This window comes from Rhodopseudomonas sp. BR0C11 (assembly GCF_010820945.1).
Classification (GTDB): Bacteria; Pseudomonadota; Alphaproteobacteria; order Rhizobiales; family Xanthobacteraceae; genus Rhodopseudomonas; species Rhodopseudomonas palustris_H.
This window is the reverse complement of record NZ_QTKI01000057.1, coordinates 1-17,663: the sequence shown is the minus strand read 5'-3', so window position 1 is coordinate 17,663 and position 17,663 is coordinate 1. Positions and strand designations below refer to the sequence as shown.

Sequence of the window (17,663 nt, the reverse complement as noted above, 5' to 3'; positions counted from 1 at the left end):
AGCACCACGTTGTCCATCGCGCGCAGCTCGTCGGGAACGTTCGGTTCGGCCGCGAATACGTCGAGGCCGGCAGCGAGAATCTTGCCGGATTTCAGGGCGTCAATCAGCGCCGCTTCGTCGATCACCGAACCGCGCGCGACGTTGATCACCACGCCGCGCGGCCCGAGCGCATCGAGCACCTCGGCGTTGATCAGCTTGGCAGTGGTGGGGCCGCCCGGGGTGATCACCACCAGGGTGTCGACCTCCTTGGCCATCTCGATCAGGTTCGGATAGTGCTGGTAGGCGACGCCGGCCGCCGGATTGCGCGAGTGATACACCACCGGCACCAGCGAGGCGTCGAGCCGGCGGGCGATTGCCTGACCGATCCGGCCCATGCCGACCATACCGACCTTGCGGTCGCGTAAGGAGCCGGTGCTGAGCGGATAGTCCTGGGTCTGCCACTGTCCGGCGCGGACGTATTTGTCGGCACGAATGAACTCGCGCAAAGTGGCGATCAGCAGCCCGAGCGCGGTATCGGCGACTTCTTCGGTGAGCACGTCGGGGGTGTTGGTGACGATCACGCCATGCTGCGCCGCCCATGCGGAGTCGACATGATCGTAGCCGACGCCGAAGCTCGCCACGATTTCGAGCTTCGGAAACCGCGCCAGCATCGCCGCGCCGGTCGGCACCAGGCCGGTGACCGCGATCCCGCGGATGCGGCCGCGAGCCTCGTCGCTCAGCTTCTCGAGGTCGTCGGCGCGCTCACATTTGTGCAGCACATAGCCGGCCGGGAAGCCCTGATCGATGACCTCCTTGCGCGGGCCATAGATCAACAGATCAATCGGCTCCGACGCGCCCGTTTCCCCCGGCATCAATTATCCTTTCCCAACGCGCTCTCGTGCCAGCGCCGCAGCAGCAGATGCGACACCAGCGCCAGCAGCAGATAGATCACAATGCCCGCCGTCGACAGCAACAGCAATGCTGCGAACATGCGCGGAATGTTGAGCCGGTATCCGGATTCGGCAATCCGGTAGGCGAGACCCGAGCCGGCGCCGGCCGAACCGGCCGCGATCTCGGCGACCACGGCGCCGATCAGCGACAGTCCGCCGGCGATGCGCAGGCCGCCGAGGATGTAAGGCAGCGCCGCCGGCAGCTTCAGCCGCAGCAGCGTCTGCCAGCGCGAGGCGCCGTACAGCCGGAACAGCCCGGCGAGATTGCGGTCGACCGAGTTGAGGCCGAGCGTGGTGTTGGACAGCACCGGAAAGAACGCCACGATCCAGGCGCAGACGATCACGGCGGTTTCCTGCGGCAGGTAGATCAGCAGCAGCGGCGCGATCGCGATCACCGGCGTGACCTGCAGCACCACCGCATAGGGGAACAGCGAATATTCGAGCAGTCGCGACTGGTTGAACAGCAGCGCCAGCGCGATGCCGCCGACCGCGGCGGCGACGAAGCCTTCCAGCGTGGTCCATAGCGTGGTCAGCAGCGAGCCGAACAGCACCGGCCAGTCCTGCATCAGCGTCGAAGCCACCAGCACCGGGCCCGGCAGCACGTAAGGCGGGATCTGATTGAGCCTGACGATGAGGTCCCACGCGACGATCGCGGCGATCAGCACCATGATCGGCAGCGCGACCCGGAGCCCGGTGCGGGCGCCAAGCGGAGAAGCGTCCTCACGTGAGGTAGGCAGGGCGCTCATGCCCGCGCCTCGCGGGTGGTGGTGGGGCTTTCGCCCGTCGACGCGAGGGCGCGTGAAACCTCGCGGCACTGCGCCGCATAGTCGGCCGAGAGCCGGAACTCCTCGCCGCGGGATGTCGGTGCATCGATATCGAAGGAGGCTGCGATCCGGCCTGGGCGCGGCGTCATCACCACCACGCGCTGCGACAGATAAACCGACTCGAACACCGAATGGGTGACGAACACCACCGTCATCTGCAACTCGCGCCACAGCGCCAGCAGATCGTCATTGAGTCGGAACCGGGTGATTTCGTCGAGTGCGGCGAACGGCTCATCCATCAGCAGGATGTCCGGCCTCGTCACCAGCGCGCGCGCCAGCGAGGCCCGCATCTTCATGCCGCCGGATAGTTCGCGCGGAAACGCATCGGCAAACTCGGCCAAGTCGACCCGGGCCAGCACCTCGTCGACGCGCCGGGCGATATCGGTGCTGGCGACATGCGCCAGCTTCAGCGGCAACGCCACGTTGTGGCGGATGCTCGCCCACGGCATCAGCGTCGGCTCCTGAAACACGAAGCCGATCGGATGTTCGCCGCGGCTGCGCGGCGACGCGGTGCCGACCTCGATCCGCCCCGAGGACGGCGCTGCCAATCCGGCGATCATCCGCAGCGCGGTCGACTTGCCGCATCCGGAGGGGCCGAGCAGCGACACGAACTCGCCGCGGCCGATATTGAGGTCGATCGGGCCGAGCGCCAGCGTGCCGGTGCGGTAGGTCTTGGTGACGCCGCGCAGTTCGATCGCCGGCCCGGTGGCGCCGGCATCCGCAGCGGACGGTCGCGGCGATGAGGCCATGCGGCCGGCTATTTCTGTTTCGGACGCAGGTCGACGCCGACGCCCTTGTTGATGAACTGCAACGTATAGGCTTTGCGGAAATCGAGGCCGCGCGTTACCACGCCGGCCCGCGCCATCTTGTCGAAGAATGAAGCGTAGCGTTCGTCGTTCATCGCGCCGATGCCGTTCTTGATGGCGTCTCCGGAATCGACGATGCCGTATTGCTTCATCTTGTCGACCGAATAGGCCAGCATCTCGTCGGTCATTTCCGGATTGAGCTGCTTGATCATCGCATTGCCGGCGGAATTGTCGCCGTACAGATAATTGTACCAGCCGATGATCGAGGCGTCGACGAAGCGCTGGATCATGTCGGGATTCTTGTCGATCAGATCGCGCCGGGTCTCGATCAGCGTCGAGTAGCCGTTCAGCCCGTAGTCGGCGAGCAGCAGCACGCTCGGCTTGAACTTGGCCGCCTGCTCCACCGTGAACGGCTCGGAGGTGACGTAGCCCTGCATTGCGCTGCGCCGGTCGATGATGAAGGGCTGCGGGTTGAAGGTGTAGGGCTTCACCTTGGCTTCGCTGAAACCGTATTCGGATTTCAGCCACTGGAAGTAGCTGGTGATGCCCTCCTTGGAGACGAACAGCGTCAGCGGCTTCAGATCGTCCAGCGTTTCGATCTTCGACTCCGGGTGCGACACGAACACCTGCGGGTCTTTCTGGAAGATCGCCGCGATCGCCACCACCGGCACGTTGTTGGCCACCGCGTCGAACGACTGCAGCGTGTTGGCGGTCATGAAGAAGTCGAGCTTGCCGGCGATCAGCAGCGCCCGATTGTTCACGTTGGGGCCGCCCGGGACGATGCTGACGTCGAGGCCGTAGGTCTTGTAGGTGCCGTCCGCGACCGCCTGGAAGAACCCGCCATGCTCGCCTTCGGCCACCCAATTGGTGCCGAACGACACCTTGTCGAAGCCGCCTTCGGGCACTTTGCGGACCGGCTGCACCTTCGGCGGCTGCGGCTTCTTCGGCCGGGGCGGGGGCGGCGGTTCCGGCGGCTTCTCGACGGGTTTTTCGGCGCCATGGCCGTGGCCGGACGCATGAACGGGAGAAGCCAGCGCCACTCCCACCGCCAACAGTACCCCGGTTAACGCTCGCAGCAGGAAAGCGGGGCTCATGGTTGGACTCCGTCGTTCATTTTGGCCCATGATGGCGGCATCAGGGCGGCGCGGATTCGAGCGTTTCAGGATTGATAGCGAAACAATGCCGGCATTTGAACCACTTCTCCGTCACCTCGCATTTCGCCGATGACCATGCTGCCGCCTCGCGACTGGAGCGCGATTTACTGGCCGGAGATCGACGGCGCTGATCCGTCGCGCTGGATCGCGGTGCTGCCGCTCGCCGCGATCGAGCAGCACGGGCCGCATCTGCCGCTGTCGACCGACGTCACCATTGCGGAAGCCTATCTGGCGCGGGTGAAAGATCGCTTGCCCGACGACATTCCCGCGACGTTCCTCCCGGTGCAGGCGATCGGTCTGTCGACCGAGCATTTGTCGTTTCCGGGCACGCTGACGCTATCGACCGAGACCGCGCTGAAGCTGTGGACGGAGATCGGCGACAGCATCGCCCGGGCGGGTGTGCGCAAGCTGGTGATGGTGACCAGCCATGGCGGCAACAGCGCCGCGATGGGCCTGGTGGCGCAGGAGCTGCGCGTCCGGCACCGGATGCTGGTGGCGACCACCGGCTGGGCGCGGTTCGGCGTGCCCGACGGGCTGTTCGCCGCCGATGAGTTGCGCCACGGCATCCATGGCGGTGCGACCGAGACCTCGATCATGCTGGCGCATGCGCCGGAACTGGTCCGGGTCGATAGGATCGCCGATTTTCAACCTGCCAGCGTGGCGATGGAGCAGACCTATCGCCGGCTGTCGGCACAGCGTCCGGCGCCGTTTGCCTGGGCGGCCGAAGACCTGCACCCGAGCGGAGCCATCGGCGACGCCTCCGCGGCCACCGCCGAGAAGGGACGGCGGCTGCTCGACCATGGGGCCGGCGCGTTCTGCGAGCTGCTGGCCGATATGCACCGCTTCGATCTCGCCGCGCTGTCGACCAAACCCTCCGCCTGAGGGTATCCGCCGAGCACATCGGCGGGGTCGCTATGCTGGGTTGCGTCGCTGCTCACCTGCGCCGTGCCCGGCCGACCGGCTCTTCCTCTGATACCACTCGATCTTTTGAGGCGGAGAGGCTGCCGGCCTCACGCGCGCCTCATCAACGGCAGTAAGTTACCGTGCCATCTGGACTTTGAGGAATTCCAGACTGGCGCTGTCCTGCTCCCGACGCTTCGAGTTGTGTGCGGTAGATGGCGCTTTTGCGTGTCGCTGGCCCTCATAAGCTGACACTGCTTCCGACTTTCGTCAGGTTGCGAACGACATTCAGATGCCGTCGGGGTGATGAGGCGCGACCAATCGCCGCGCGCTCTTTTGCGTTTCAGGTGAGCTTGATGACTGTTCGACGATGCCCCGCCAGCCCGATTTCGGACCACCGCGACCTCGCCTCGCGTGAGCTGTGCACGCCGCACCATCGGACCTTTCGGCGTCCGTCCGCCGCGACGCTGATCGCCGGCGCGGCGACCGCCGCCGCGTTGCTGCTGCCGCAGGGCGCAGCCGCGGGTGGCATTGGCAAGCTGCGGCCGGACCCGGCCTATGACTGGAGCGGGTTCTATGTCGGTGCCCATGCGGGTTACGTCCGCGGCCATGCCGGCGCGACGCTGCAGGACGCCAATTCGATTGTGCAGAACAGCAACGGCGCCGGTGGAGCCACCGCGGGCGTCCAGGCGGGCTACAATTTCGTCACCGGATCGAACCTGCTGCTCGGTGTCGAGGCCGACATCTCGTTCCCGAGCTATCTGCCGCAGAACGCGGTACTGTCGGAGTTCGACAACGGCACTGCCAACACGCTGCAGCACCTCGACTATTACGGCACGGTCCGCGCCCGGCTCGGCGTCATCGCCGGCCGATGGCTCGGTTATGTCACCGGCGGCCTCGCCTTCGAGCACGAGCGCTATCTCACCGACCCCGACGTCGGCCGCGTGATGAACGCGCGGATCGGCTGGGCGGCCGGTGCCGGCGTCGAATACGGCTTCACGCCGAACTGGAGCGCACGGATCGAATATCTCTACAGCCAGTATCAGAACGCCACCGTCGCGCTGCCGACCGGCGCGAGCTACGCGACATCGCTGAACCTGCAGGCCGTGCGTGTCGGCGTGAACCGCAAGATCGACTGGTTCGGCACCGGCAGCGCCGACGCCTTCCCGTCGCTCGCCGCGGTGGCCGATCCGGAGACCGATCGCTGGGAGCTCCACGGCCAGACCACCTTTATCGGGCAAGGCTATCCGTCGTTCCGGGCCCCCTATAGTGGCACCAACAGCCTGTTTCCCGGCGGGCAGTTCAAGAACACCTGGAGCACCAGCCTGTTCGCCAATGTCCGGCTGTGGGACGGCGGCGAGTTCTATTTCAACCCGGAATTCCTGCAGGGCTACGGGCTCAGCGACACGGTCGGCGCCGGCGGCTTCCCGAACGGCGAAGCGCAGAAATCCGGCTTCGCCTACCCGCATTTCAGCCCATCGCGGTTCTATCTGCGGCAGACCTTCGGGCTCGGCGGCGAGCAGGAACAGCTCGCCTCGAGCGGCTCGCAGCTCTCCGGCAAGGCCGATATCTCGCGGCTGACGCTGCAGGTCGGCCGCTTCAGCGTCATCGACGTGTTCGACGGCAACTCCTACGCGCATGATCCGCGCCGCGATTTCATGAACTGGTCGATCTGGGCCTCGGGCGCGTTCGACTATGCCGCCGACAAGCTCGGCCTCGGCTACGGCGCCACCGCCGAACTCAACCAGAAGCAATGGGCGGTCCGCGCCGGTTACTTCCTGGTCGACGCCGAATCCAATTCCAACAACTACGACATGAAGCTGCTCAAGCGCGGCGAATACGTCGCCGAGCTCGAGACCCGCTATTCGCTGTTCGGCCTTCCCGGCAAGCTGCGCACGCTGGGCTTCATCAACAGCACCTATTCGGGCAGCTATCGCGAGACGCTGAACGATCCGTCGCTGAATCTGGACATCACCCAGACCCGCCGCGGCCGGATCAAATACGGTTACGCGCTCAACCTGGAGCAGGCTGTCACCGACGACATCGGCGTGTTCGGCCGCTGGAGCTGGAACGACGGCAAGAACGAGATCATGGCGTTCACCGATATCGACAGCAGCCTGTCGGGCGGCGTGTCGATCCGCGGCCAGCGCTGGGGTCGCCCGGACGATGTGATCGGCATCGCCGGCGCGCTCAACGGCTTGTCGCGCGATCACCGCGAATTTCTCGCCGCCGGCGGCCTCGGCCCGCTGATCGGCGACGGTGCTCTGAACTATCGCCGCGAGCGGGTGTTCGAAAGTTACTACGCGCTGGCGCTTAACTCGTCGTGGACCGCGACCGCCGACTATCAGCTGATCGCCAACCCCGCCTACAACGCCGACCGCGGCCCGGTCTCGGTGTTCTCAGGCCGGGTGCACGGCGAGTTCTGACGCGACCCAATCTGCACTGCGATGATGAGCGCTAAACCACTGGCGCAAAGCTTTCCGCTCGGGCCATCGCCCAGGCCTGCTTGAAACGGGGATCGTCGGTGCCTTCCAGCAGCTCGCCCGGACGCAGCGCCGGGTAGAGCTGTGCCAGCGAGATGACGTCCGACGGCGAGGTCCGCTGCGAGAAGTGATAGGGGCGGATATCGCGCGGATGGTCGAGGCCGGCGGCGGCCACCAGTTCGGCCAGCGCCTGCAACGTCGCGCGGTGATAGTTGTAAACCCGCTCCAGCTTGTGCGGCACCACCAGCGCGCGATAGCGCGACGGCTCCTGGGTGGTGACGCCGGTCGGGCAGCGGTCGGTGTGGCAGCTCAGCGATTGGATGCAGCCGAGCGCGAACATGAAGCCGCGCGCCGAGTTGCACCAGTCCGCACCGAGCGCCATCGCGCGCGCGACGTCGAAGCCGGTGGCGATCTTGCCCGAGGCCCCGAGCTTGATGCGGTCGCGGGCGCCGATACCGATCAGCGCGTTGTGCACGAAGCTGACGCCGTCGCGCATCGGCATGCCGAGGTGGTCCATGAATTCCAGCGGCGCGGCGCCGGTGCCGCCCTCCTTGCCGTCGACCACGATGAAATCCGGATAGATCCCGGTGGCGAGCATCGCCTTGCAGATCGCCAGAAATTCCCAGGGGTGGCCGACGCAGAGCTTGAAGCCGGCCGGCTTGCCGCCGGCGAGGCGGCGCATCTCGGCGACAAATTGCATCATCTCGATCGGCGTCGAGAATGCCTTGTGATAGGGCGGCGAGACGCAGTCTTCGTCCATGCCGACACCGCGGATCTGCGCGATCTCTTCGGAGATCTTGGCCATCGGCAGCACGCCGCCATGGCCCGGCTTGGCGCCCTGGCTGACCTTCAGCTCGACCATCTTGATCTGGTCGTCGGTCGCGACGCGGGCGAACGCCTCCGGATCAAATCGGCCATCGCGGGTGCGGCAGCCGAAGTAACCGGAGCCGATCTCCCAGATCAGGTCGCCGCCATGCTCGCGGTGATACGGGCTGACGCCGCCTTCGCCGGTGTCGTGCGCGAAGCCGCCCTTCTTGGCGCCGGCATTGAGTGCGCGGATCGCGTTCGGGCTCAGCGCGCCGTAGCTCATCGCCGAGATGTTAAACACCGAAGCGGAATACGATTTGGCGCAGTCCGGTCCGCCGATCGTGATCCGGAACGGCTCTTCGGCGTGCGGCCGCGGCGCGACCGAGTGGTGCATCCACTCGTAGCCGTCGCCATAGACATCCTTCTGAGTCCCGAACGGACGCTTATCGAGTTCCATCTTGGCGCGCTGATAGATCAGCGCGCGGGTGTCGCGGCTGAACGGCTTGCCGTCCTTCTCGCTCTCGAAAAAGTACTGCCGCATCTCCGGGCGCATTTCTTCGAGCAGGAAGCGCAGATGCGCCGAGATCGGATAGTTGCGCAGCACCGCGTGACTGGTCTGCAGCAGATCGTGGATGCCGAGCAGCGTCAGCGCGCCGAACACCAGCAGCGGCACCAGCACCACGCAGAACAGCGGCGTGTGGGCGTCGAATGCTGCAAGTCCGGCTAGGAGTGCGGTGAGGACGGCGCAGACAGTGAGAACGATGTAGCGCGGCGAGAGCGGAAGCAGCAGCGTTTCCATGGAATCCCCGCGGGGGTCGGCAGGACGGACGTTCGATCAGCCGCCGCAGCGGGGAGCCCCGTGCGTCTGAGTGCGGCGACCGGGCCGCGGTATAGCACGACGCGCCGGCCTCGATAACCTCGGAGCTTCCGCGATCATCCGGTCACGCCGCGGTCGCAATCCTGTGACGATGGCACGCCCTGAGACTCTGACGATGCGGTTCGGCTTGACATTTCGCCGCTGCAAAGCGATCCCACCGCGCCCGCCGGCAGCCGTCCGCAGCGCCGGTCACTGCCTGTTGACGAGACCCCCGATGCAATATGCCGACCGCGTGATCGTCCGGATCGTCAAAGACTATTGCGGCGCGCGCGGCGTCGACGTCACGCTCGGGCTCGACGGCTGGCTGATCGTGCTGAGCAAGGGTGACGCCCGGCATTTCATCTATGGTTACGATTTCGGTCTGAACAGCTCGGTGACGCACCGCCTTGCCAATGACAAGGCAGCGACCGCCGATATCCTCGACGCGGCCGGCCTAGCCTGCGTGCCGCACCGGCTGTTCATGAATCACCAGCACTTCAAGTACGTGCCGAGCAGCGGCCACTGGTCGGCGATGCTGGAGATGTTGCGCGCGCATCCGGCCGGGCTGGTGTTCAAGCCGAACGAGGGCACCTGCGGCCATCTGGTGTTCAAGGTGACGACGGAGCTCGAACTCGAACAGGCCGCCACCGCGATCTTCGCCGCCAACCAGAATCTGGCGATCGCGCCGTATTTCGATATCGCCCGCGAGGTTCGCGTCATCCTGCTCGATCGGGCGCCGCTGGTGGTTTACGAAAAGAAGCGGCCGGCGATCAGTGGCGACGGCGTGCGCAGCGCGTTGCAGCTTTTGCTCGACGCGGTCCCGGCAGACCGGCTCGGCGCTGTGCTGGCGAACCTGCCGGCGGATCACGCTGCGCTCGATGCCGTGGTGCCGGCCGGCGCGCAGTTCCAGCTCGATTGGCGGCACAATCTCGAATTCGGCGCGGAGCCCGAACTACTCGGCGATGGCGAGCTGCGCGATAGCTGCGTTGCGCTTGCCTGCGAAGCCGCCCGTGCGATCGGTCTTGGCTTCGGAGCCGTCGATGTGGTGTGGACCGCGCAAGGCCCCCGCGTGCTCGAGATCAATTCGGGCGTGATGATCGAATCGCTCAGCCGCCGGTTTCCGGACATCGCCCGGCAGGTCTACACCCGCGCGCTCGATCGGGTGATGCAGGCGATGGCGGTCTAACAGTCCAGCGTTCAGCGGCGCGATTTCCTTTCGCTGCGGATCAACTAAGATCGCGTCGCGTCCGCATTCCCATCAAGCAACAAGGAAGCTCATGACCGCGACCGTCAACCGCCAGATCCTGCTGATCGAGAAGCCGAAGGAGAAACTCGGCCCGGAGCATTTCCGTTTGGCGGAATCGCCGGTTCCCGAGCCGAAAGACGGCGAGGCGCTGGTCAAGGTTCGCTACATCTCGCTCGATGCCGCGAACCGTGCCTGGATGCAGGGCGCGACCTATCGGGCCGCGGTCGAAACCGACAGCGTGATGCCGGGCGGCAGCGTCGCCGAAGTGGTGAGTTCGAAGGCTCCGGGCCTGGCGCCGGGCGATCTCGTGTTTGCCGACACCGGCTGGCAGGACTATGCGGCGCTGCCCGCCAAGCATCTCGCCAAGCTGCCCAAGGTCGAGCCGATGACGCATCTGCTCAGCGTCTACGGCATCGCCGGCCTGACCGCTTACTTCGGGCTGCTCGACATCGGCAAGCCGCGCGCCGGTGAGACGGTGGTGGTGTCGGCCGCGGCCGGTTCGGTCGGCTCGATCGTCGGACAAATTGCGAAGATCAAAGGCTGTCGCGTCGTCGGCATCGCCGGCGGCAAGCAGAAGTGCGACTGGCTGGTGAGCGAGCTCGGGTTCGATGCGGCGGTCGACTACAAGGACGGCGCGCTGTTCAAGGCGCTGCGCGCCGCGGCGCCGAACGGCATCGACGTGTATTTCGATAACGTCGGCGGCGACATTCTCGAAGCCTGTCTGCCGCAGATGAACATGAAGGGCCGGATCGCCTGCTGCGGCGCGGTCTCGCAATACGACCGCACCCCCTCGGCCACCGGCCCGCGCGGCATCCCCGGCCTGATCGTGGTGAAGCGACTGATCATGCAGGGCTTCATCGTGATGGACTACATGGACCAGCGCGACGAAGCGGTCGCCAAGCTGCAGGAGTGGGTTTCGAGCGGCAAGCTCAAGGTCCAGGAGGACGTCATCGAAGGCCTGGAGAACACCCCGCAGGCGCTGATCGGCCTGCTGGCCGGCGAAAATCGCGGCAAGCGGATGGTGAAGGTGTGAGCTAAGGGGGGCTTGCCCGTCGACTTGCTGGCCGGCCTCGTGCCGGCCAGCCGTGCCGGGGAGCAAAGCTGGCGATCCCGGGATGACTCGAACATCCGACCTACGGTTTAGGAAACCGCCGCTCTATCCGGCTGAGCTACGGGACCGTCCGGCTGCGGCCAGGGCCGCGAGCAGGAGCCTCCCATAGCAGAGCGGCGGACCGATCGCCACCCGGAAGTCGGGGCTTGCTGACCGCGATTAGCCTCCCCACGGGTGTCGCTCGGCGCCGGCTTCAGCCGTTGTTTCGTCATAGACTTTAAATCTTGCTTAGGCGGCCCCCGCTAGGTTCGCGCCCGGCTGTGTTAGTCGGGCGTACCCATGACGTTTTCGAGGTCGATAGCTCGCTTTTCTTGTGACCGGCGCGGCAATATCGCGGTGATTTTTGCGCTGGTGTTGGTTCCGCTGATTTCCGCAATCGGCTGCGCGGTCGATTACAGCCGGGCCAATGCGCTGCGAAGCAAGCTGCAGGCCGCGGCGGATGCGGCCTCGGTCGGTGCGGTGTCGCGGACCTCGCCGGCCTATGTGGCCGCCGGAGCGATGTCGGGCGACGGTGTGATCTCGTCCGGTGCGGATGACGCACTGCGGATCTTCAACGGCAATCTGAACGGCCTGACCGGCTACACCCTCGCCAGCTCATCGGCGACGGTGACCAAGGTGTCGGACGTCGTCACCTCGCAAGTGACGTTTTCGGCCCAGATCTCGACGATGTTCATGAAGGTGGTCGGGATGTCGGCCATGACGGTGGGCGGCACGTCCACCGCTACCGCCAGCATGCCGAAATACATCGATTTCTATCTGCTGCTCGACAATTCGCCGTCGATGGGTGTGGGCGCCACGCCGAATGATGTGTCGGCGATGATCACGGCCACTGCCAACAAGTCGTCGGACGATCACTGCGCGTTCGCCTGTCACGACGTCAACAACAAGAATAACTACTACAATCTGGCCAAGTCGCTCGGTATCACCACCCGGATCGACGTGCTGCGCAGCGCCACGCAGCAACTGATGGACACCGCGAACGCGACTGCGACCTACTCGAACCAGTTCCGCATGGCGATCTACGACTTCGGCGCGTCGGCCCAGTCTGCCGGACTGCGCAACCTGTTCTCGCTATCGGCGAGCCTGTCGAGCGCCAAGACCGCGGCGAGCGCGATCGACCTGATGACGGTGAAGGGGCAGAACGACAACAACGACCAGGACACCAGCTACACGACGATCTTTCCTGCCATCAACAAAGAGATCAGCACGCCCGGCTCGGGCGTGTCCGGCTCGCCGCAGAAATATCTGTTCTTTGTCTCCGACGGCGTCGCCGACGAATACAATCCGAGCTGCCTGAAGCCGAAGACCGGCAACCGCTGCCAGTCGCCGATCAATCCGGCGCTGTGCAAGACCTTGAAGGATCGCGGCGTCAAGATCGCGGTGCTGTACACCACCTATCTCAACCTGCCGAGCAACGACTGGTACAAGCAGTGGATCGCGCCGTTCAACGCCGGCCCCTACGGCCCGTCGCCGAACAGCGAGATCGCGCAAAACATGGAAGCCTGCGCGTCGCCGGGCTTCTACTTCGAGGTCAGCCCCACCCAGGGTATCGCCGAAGCGATGAACGCGTTGTTCAAGAAGGCAGTCGCCGACGCGCGCATCACCAGCTGAGCGACAGGTACGGTTTTCGGATTCGGCGCGATCGCCGGGTCCGCCTTGGAAACTCCATCACCCCTTCCTACGTTGTGATGCCGGCCGGGAGCGCCGCGCCGGAGCGGCGCCGTGCCGGCACCACATAGGAGGTCTCGATGGGTTTGCTCGACATCCTCAACGGCATGCAGAACGGCCCGCGCGGCCCGGCCGACCCGCAGGACAAAAGCGGCGGCATGTCCAAGTTCACCATGGCGATTCTCGCGCTGCTGGCGTGGAAGGCCTACAAACATATGACCAGCGGCCAGCCGCAGACTGCGCCGGCCAATCAGCCGCGCCCGGTGCCGGCGCCTCCGCCCGCGAATACCGGCGGTGGTTGGGGTGACTTCCTGAAGGGCGGCCTTGGAGGCCTGGTGCTCGGCGGTGCGGCCGGCAGCGTGCTGTCGGGCGGGCTCGGCGATCTGCTGCGGCAGCTCCAGCACAATGGCCTCGGCGATGCCGCCAACTCCTGGGTCGGTCACGGCCCCAACCAGCAGATCGGCCCGAGCGATCTCGCCAACGCGCTCGGCTCTGAACAGATCGACGCGATGACCCGGCAGACCGGGATGTCGCGCGACGAACTGCTCGACGGCCTCAGTCGCTATCTGCCCGACGTGGTCGACCAGCTCACCCCGGACGGGCGACTGCCGACCGACGACGAAGCGTCGCGCTGGATCTGATCGGCAGCGGCCGGGTTGTTCCTTTGGTTGCGAGCGGTCCGAAGCGGGCCGTGAGAAAGGATACGGAAGATGAGCGGGTTACTCTGGATTCTGCTGGTCGGTTTTGTTGCCGGCATCATTGCGCGGGTGCTGTCGCCGGGGCCGAACAATCCGCAAGGCTTCGTGCTCACCACGGTCCTCGGCATCGCCGGCGCATTCCTCGCCACCGCGGTCGGGCAGATGATCGGGCACTACGGCCCTAATCAAGGCGCCGGCTTCATCACCGCCACGATCGGCGCGGTGGCTGTGCTGTTCATCTGGAACAGGCTGGTGGCGCGGCGGGTGATCTCCGATCCCGGCAATCGCTATCCCTACGATCCGCGCTGAGGCTGTCGCGGCCCGGTTCGCCGGGCCGCTCACTGCTGCGTGCGGATGTGACGTCAGCCGGCCAGGTGCATGCCAGCGTCCATCCGCACCAGTTCGCCGGTCATGCTGCTCGATTTCGGCGTCGCCAGGAAGCATACCAATTCGGCGATGTCTTCGGCGGTCGAGGCGATCTTCAGCGGCACGCGCGACACCACCATGTCGCGCACCTGCTTGGCTTCCTCGGCGCCGCGTCCCTTGGTGAACCACGGCGTATCGATATAGCCGGGGCAGATCGCGTTGACGCGGATGTTCGGCGCCAGAGCGCGCGACAGCGACAACGTCATGGTGTTGAGCGCGCCCTTGCTGGCCGCATAGGCGATCGACGAGCCGATGCCGCTGATGCCGGCGACCGACGAGACGTTGACCACCGCCGCAGCACGGCCGGCCGCCTTGGCGCCGGCGACGAGCAGCTCGCGCGCCGCGCGGACCATCTGGTACGGGCCGATGGTGTTGATCGCGTAGATCCGCTGGAAGTCGTCGGCCGACAATTGATCGAGCAGATGATGCGCCACGTGCTTGGTGGTGCCGGCGTTGTTGACCAGCGCGTCGAGCTTGCCCCAGGGGGCCGCGGCCTCGACGATGCGCTTGCAATCCTCGTCCTTGGCGACGTCGCCCTGCACCACGATCACTTCGGCGGCGCCGAGCTTGCGGCACTCTTCGGCGGTCTTTTCTGCGTCGTCCTTGCTCGATGCGTAGTTGATCACCAGGCGCGCGCCGTCCTTGGCAAGGATCTTGGCGGTCGCGGCGCCGAGGCCCGAGGCCGACCCGGTGACGATTACGTTCAGTCCGTCTGACATCTTCACTCCCTTTGCATCGAACCGGCTTCGCCGCGTCGCCGCAACCATATCGGTTGCGATATCGAGAGCAAGCCGGCAAAGCCCATGATGCGGAATAAGCCTGCGGCGTGAGGCGTTTCGACCATGTCCGGCGCGCAATCCGCCCCGTGCCGGCTGCGCTTGTGTTCGTTTCAGCTTTTCCGCATCATGCCGCACAACAACAAGACCAGCACACATGCTTGGCGATCCGCCGGGAGCTGAGTGCGCAACCGGGAAACGCCGTGACGGAGACCGACAATATCGTCGTCGAGACCGCGGAGAAGATCTTCGCCGACCTCGCCGATGCGCAAACCATCAACGCCGACAAAGCCGAAACCTGGAAGGCGCCGCTGTGGCAGGCGCTGAGTGAATCCGGGCTGCCGCTGTCATGGGTGCCGGAGGAATTCGGCGGCTCGGGCGCGAGCCTTGCCGAAGGCTTCGGCGTCCTCAACGCAGCAGGCCGCGCCGGCCTCGCAGTGCCGCTCGCCGAGACCATGCTGGCCGGCTGGCTGTTGGCGCAGGGCAAGATCGCCGCGCCGGAAGGCGCCATGACGATCGCGCCGGCCCATCCGAAAGATCGCCTCACGCTCGATGCCGACGGCAAGCTGTCGGGTCGTGCGCGCAGCGTGCCGTTCGCGCAAGACGCGCAGCATATCGCCGTGCTGGCGCAGAGCGCCGCCGGCGCGAAGATCGCGCTGGTGCCGGCGTCGACCTGCCGAATTGATAAGGGCCTCGGCCTTGGTGGCGATGCGTCGGATGTCGTCACCTTCGACAAGGTCGCGCCGATTACCACGGCGCCCGCGCCCGAAGGGGTCGATCAGACGTCGCTGATGCTGATGGGCGCCGTCGCGCGCAGCCTGCAGATCGCCGGCGCGCTGGAAACCCTGCTCGACCGCAGCGTGACTTACGCCAATGAGCGCGTCGCGTTCGAAAAGAAGATCGGCAAATTCCAGGCGGTGCAGCACAATCTGGCGAAGCTCGCCGGCGAGACGTCAGCTGCCTTGGCCGCCGCAACCTCCGCGGCCGATGCGATCAGCAGCGCCGAAGGCTTCGACGACGCCGTGTTCCTCGAAGCCAGTGCGGCCAAGATTCGCTGCGCTGAAGCGGCTGAGAAAGGCGCGGCGATCGCCCATCAGGTGCACGGCGCGATCGGCTTCACCCGCGAGCACATCCTGCATCGCTTCAGCCTGCGCGCGCTCGCCTGGCGCGACGATTTCGGCAACGAGAGCCATTGGGCTGTCGAGCTCGGCCGCATGGTCGCGGCGCGCGGCGCCGATGATTTGTGGCCGCTGGTCGCTTCGCGCTGACCGCATCAACGTAGCGAGATAATGCGATGACCGCCGCCCTCCGTTTCGATCCGATCCGCCTGCCGCCCGTCTGCGAAGAACTGCGCAAGGAAGTCCGCGCTTTCCTTGCCGAAGAGATCGCCGCCGGCACCTTCGATCCGAATAAGCCGCAGCGCGAAGATTCCGACGCGCCTGAATTCTCCCGCCGTGTCGGCGAGCGTGGCTGGCTCGGCATGACCTGGCCGAAGAAATACGGCGGCCACGAGCGCACCTTCCTGGAGCGCTACGTCGTCACCGAAGAGATGCGTGTCGCCAATGCGCCGACCCGGCGGTTCTTCGTCGCCGATCGCCAGAGCGGACCGGTGCTGCTGAAATACGCGCCCGAGCACATCAAGATGGACATCCTGCCGCGGATCTGCCGCGGCGAATTGTGCTTCGCGATCGGCATGAGCGAGCCGAATTCCGGCTCCGATCTGTTCGCTGCTAAGACCAAGGCGACCAAGACCGACGGCGGCTACCTGATCAACGGTTCGAAGATCTGGACCACCTCGGCGCACATCGCCGACTACATGATCGCGATTTTCCGTACCTCGCCGCCAACCAAGGAAAACCGCCGCCACGGGCTCACTCAATTCCTGGTCAACATGAAGTCGCCGGGCATCAAGGTGAACCCGATCGCGCAGATCACCGGGCAGTACGAATTCAACGAGGTGGTGTTCACCGACGTGTTCGTCCCGGACGATCATCTGCTCGGCGAGGTCGACGGCGCCTGGAAGCAGGCAACCTCCGAACTCGCCTATGAGCGTTCGGGGCCGGAACGCTTCCTCGAGACCTACTACGTGCTCACCGAATTGGTGCGTGCGCTCGGTCCCGATCCGGACACCCGCGGCGCCGAGGGCATCGGCCGGTTGGTGGCACAACTGCACACCATGCGGCGGATGTCGGTGTCGGTCGCCGGCATGCTGCAGGCCGGCAAGGAGCCGGTGGTGGAGGCCTCGATCGTCAAGGACATCGGCACGATCTGGGAGCAGCAGTTGCCGCACCGGGTGCGTGAGCTCGCCGCCTTCGTCGACGGCGAGGCATCCAATCATGCGACGCTCGACGAACTGACGGCGTTCGCCACCAAGCTGGCGCCGAAGCTGACCATCCAGGGTGGCACCACCGAGGTGCTGCGCGGCATCATCGCCCGCGGGCTCGGCCTGCGCTGACGCCGGCGCGCATCGAACGATCGAGGACAATCATGAGCAGCTACACCGATATCGCGGTCGAAAAGACCGGCCACGTCGCCACCATCGAAATCCAGCGGCCGCCGCTGAATTTCTTCGACATCTCGCTGATCCGGCAGATCGCCAACGCGCTCGATGAGATCGACGCCGATCCGCAAGTGCGCGCCACCGTGCTGGCGGCGCAAGGCAAGGCGTTCTGCGCCGGCGCCAATTTCGGCGATCCGGCCCGGCAGGAAGCCGATCCGGCGGCGGCGAAGGGCGATCCGGCCGACAGCCTCGGCGAGATCGGTCATCTGTATTACGAGGCGGTGCGGATCTTCCGCGCCAAGAAGCCGATCATCGCAGCGGTGCACGGCGCCGCGATCGGCGGAGGACTGGGGCTTGCGGTGTCGGCGGACTTCCGCGTCACCTGCGCGGAGGCGCGGTTCTCGGCCAACTTCACCAAGCTCGGCTTTCATCCCGGCTTCGGCCTGACCGTGACGCTGCCGGAGCTGATCGGCAAGAAC

At 65.8% G+C, this 17,663-nt stretch carries 16 protein-coding genes and 1 tRNA gene; 10 read left to right on the top strand and 7 right to left on the bottom strand.

Annotated features, from left to right (window positions below; translation table 11 throughout):
- The 4 genes from DYI24_RS07250 to DYI24_RS07235 all read right to left on the bottom strand — a co-directional run.
- Positions 1 to 851 (bottom strand): 2-hydroxyacid dehydrogenase (locus DYI24_RS07250; protein WP_164571806.1); only part of this gene is annotated, 851 nt, incomplete at its 3' end.
- Positions 851 to 1,675, bottom strand: a complete 825-nt coding sequence (locus tag DYI24_RS07245) for an ABC transporter permease (RefSeq protein ID WP_164571805.1) — start codon at positions 1,673 to 1,675, stop codon at positions 851 to 853. The genes DYI24_RS07245 and DYI24_RS07250, both read right to left, overlap by 1 nt.
- Positions 1,672 to 2,502 carry an ABC transporter ATP-binding protein gene (locus DYI24_RS07240; protein WP_164571804.1) on the bottom strand — a complete coding sequence of 277 codons (831 nt, stop codon included), beginning with the start codon at positions 2,500 to 2,502 and terminating at the stop codon, positions 1,672 to 1,674. The genes DYI24_RS07245 and DYI24_RS07240 overlap by 4 nt, the downstream gene beginning before the upstream one ends.
- An 8-nt stretch (positions 2,503 to 2,510) precedes the next feature.
- Positions 2,511 to 3,653: an ABC transporter substrate-binding protein gene (locus DYI24_RS07235; RefSeq protein ID WP_164571803.1), complete on the bottom strand. Its 1,143-nt coding sequence runs from the start codon at positions 3,651 to 3,653 to the stop codon at positions 2,511 to 2,513.
- A gap of 129 nt (positions 3,654 to 3,782) precedes the next feature.
- Between DYI24_RS07235 and DYI24_RS07230 the strand changes: the two genes are divergently transcribed.
- Together DYI24_RS07230 and DYI24_RS07225 are read left to right on the top strand one after the other, a co-directional pair.
- On the top strand, positions 3,783 to 4,595 hold the full coding sequence (locus DYI24_RS07230; RefSeq protein ID WP_164571802.1) for a creatininase family protein: 813 nt from the start codon (positions 3,783 to 3,785) through the stop codon (positions 4,593 to 4,595).
- Positions 4,596 to 4,969: 374 nt separating this feature from the next.
- On the top strand, positions 4,970 to 7,039 hold the full coding sequence (locus tag DYI24_RS07225; protein ID WP_246701188.1) for a carbohydrate porin: 2,070 nt from the start codon (positions 4,970 to 4,972) through the stop codon (positions 7,037 to 7,039).
- Positions 7,040 to 7,070: 31 nt separating this feature from the next.
- On the opposite strand, the gene DYI24_RS07220 is transcribed toward DYI24_RS07225, so the two are convergent.
- The gene (locus tag DYI24_RS07220) at positions 7,071 to 8,702 is read right to left on the bottom strand and encodes an FMN-binding glutamate synthase family protein (protein ID WP_164571801.1); all 1,632 of its coding nucleotides are present in this window, start codon (positions 8,700 to 8,702) and stop codon (positions 7,071 to 7,073) included.
- A 292-nt stretch (positions 8,703 to 8,994) separates the two neighbouring features.
- Here DYI24_RS07220 and DYI24_RS07215 point away from each other — a divergent pair, with 292 nt between their 5' ends.
- The gene (locus tag DYI24_RS07215; RefSeq protein WP_164571800.1) at positions 8,995 to 9,945 is read left to right on the top strand and encodes an ATP-grasp domain-containing protein; all 951 of its coding nucleotides are present in this window, start codon (positions 8,995 to 8,997) and stop codon (positions 9,943 to 9,945) included.
- Between the two features lie 91 nt (positions 9,946 to 10,036).
- Positions 10,037 to 11,038 carry an NADP-dependent oxidoreductase gene (locus DYI24_RS07210; RefSeq protein ID WP_164571799.1) on the top strand — a complete coding sequence of 334 codons (1,002 nt, stop codon included), beginning with the start codon at positions 10,037 to 10,039 and terminating at the stop codon, positions 11,036 to 11,038.
- Between the two features lie 69 nt (positions 11,039 to 11,107).
- Here DYI24_RS07210 and DYI24_RS07205 read toward each other — a convergent pair.
- Positions 11,108 to 11,184 (bottom strand) — tRNA-Arg (locus DYI24_RS07205).
- 211 nt (positions 11,185 to 11,395) lie between these two features.
- Here DYI24_RS07205 and DYI24_RS07200 point away from each other — a divergent pair.
- The 3 genes from DYI24_RS07200 (at position 11,396) to DYI24_RS07190 (ending at position 13,791) form a co-directional block, all read left to right on the top strand.
- The gene (locus DYI24_RS07200; RefSeq protein ID WP_164571798.1) at positions 11,396 to 12,727 is read left to right on the top strand and encodes a TadE/TadG family type IV pilus assembly protein; all 1,332 of its coding nucleotides are present in this window, start codon (positions 11,396 to 11,398) and stop codon (positions 12,725 to 12,727) included.
- A 137-nt stretch (positions 12,728 to 12,864) separates the two neighbouring features.
- Positions 12,865 to 13,425, top strand: a complete 561-nt coding sequence (locus tag DYI24_RS07195; RefSeq protein ID WP_164571797.1) for a YidB family protein — start codon at positions 12,865 to 12,867, stop codon at positions 13,423 to 13,425.
- Between the two features lie 69 nt (positions 13,426 to 13,494).
- Positions 13,495 to 13,791: a GlsB/YeaQ/YmgE family stress response membrane protein gene (locus DYI24_RS07190; protein ID WP_107342696.1), complete on the top strand. Its 297-nt coding sequence runs from the start codon at positions 13,495 to 13,497 to the stop codon at positions 13,789 to 13,791.
- A gap of 53 nt (positions 13,792 to 13,844) precedes the next feature.
- On the opposite strand, the gene DYI24_RS07185 is transcribed toward DYI24_RS07190, so the two are convergent.
- Positions 13,845 to 14,627 (bottom strand): SDR family NAD(P)-dependent oxidoreductase, encoded by a 783-nt coding sequence (locus DYI24_RS07185; protein ID WP_164571796.1) that lies wholly within the window; start codon positions 14,625 to 14,627, stop codon positions 13,845 to 13,847.
- 260 nt (positions 14,628 to 14,887) lie between these two features.
- Here DYI24_RS07185 and DYI24_RS07180 point away from each other — a divergent pair, with 260 nt between their 5' ends.
- From DYI24_RS07180 to DYI24_RS07170, 3 genes are all read left to right on the top strand, one after another.
- A complete protein-coding gene (locus DYI24_RS07180) occupies positions 14,888 to 15,952 on the top strand; it encodes an acyl-CoA dehydrogenase family protein (RefSeq protein ID WP_164571795.1) in 1,065 nt (354 codons plus the stop codon).
- 26 nt (positions 15,953 to 15,978) lie between these two features.
- The gene (locus DYI24_RS07175; RefSeq protein ID WP_107342697.1) at positions 15,979 to 17,139 is read left to right on the top strand and encodes an acyl-CoA dehydrogenase family protein; all 1,161 of its coding nucleotides are present in this window, start codon (positions 15,979 to 15,981) and stop codon (positions 17,137 to 17,139) included.
- A gap of 32 nt (positions 17,140 to 17,171) precedes the next feature.
- Positions 17,172 to 17,663 (top strand): enoyl-CoA hydratase/isomerase family protein (locus tag DYI24_RS07170; protein ID WP_164571794.1); only part of this gene is annotated, 492 nt, incomplete at its 3' end.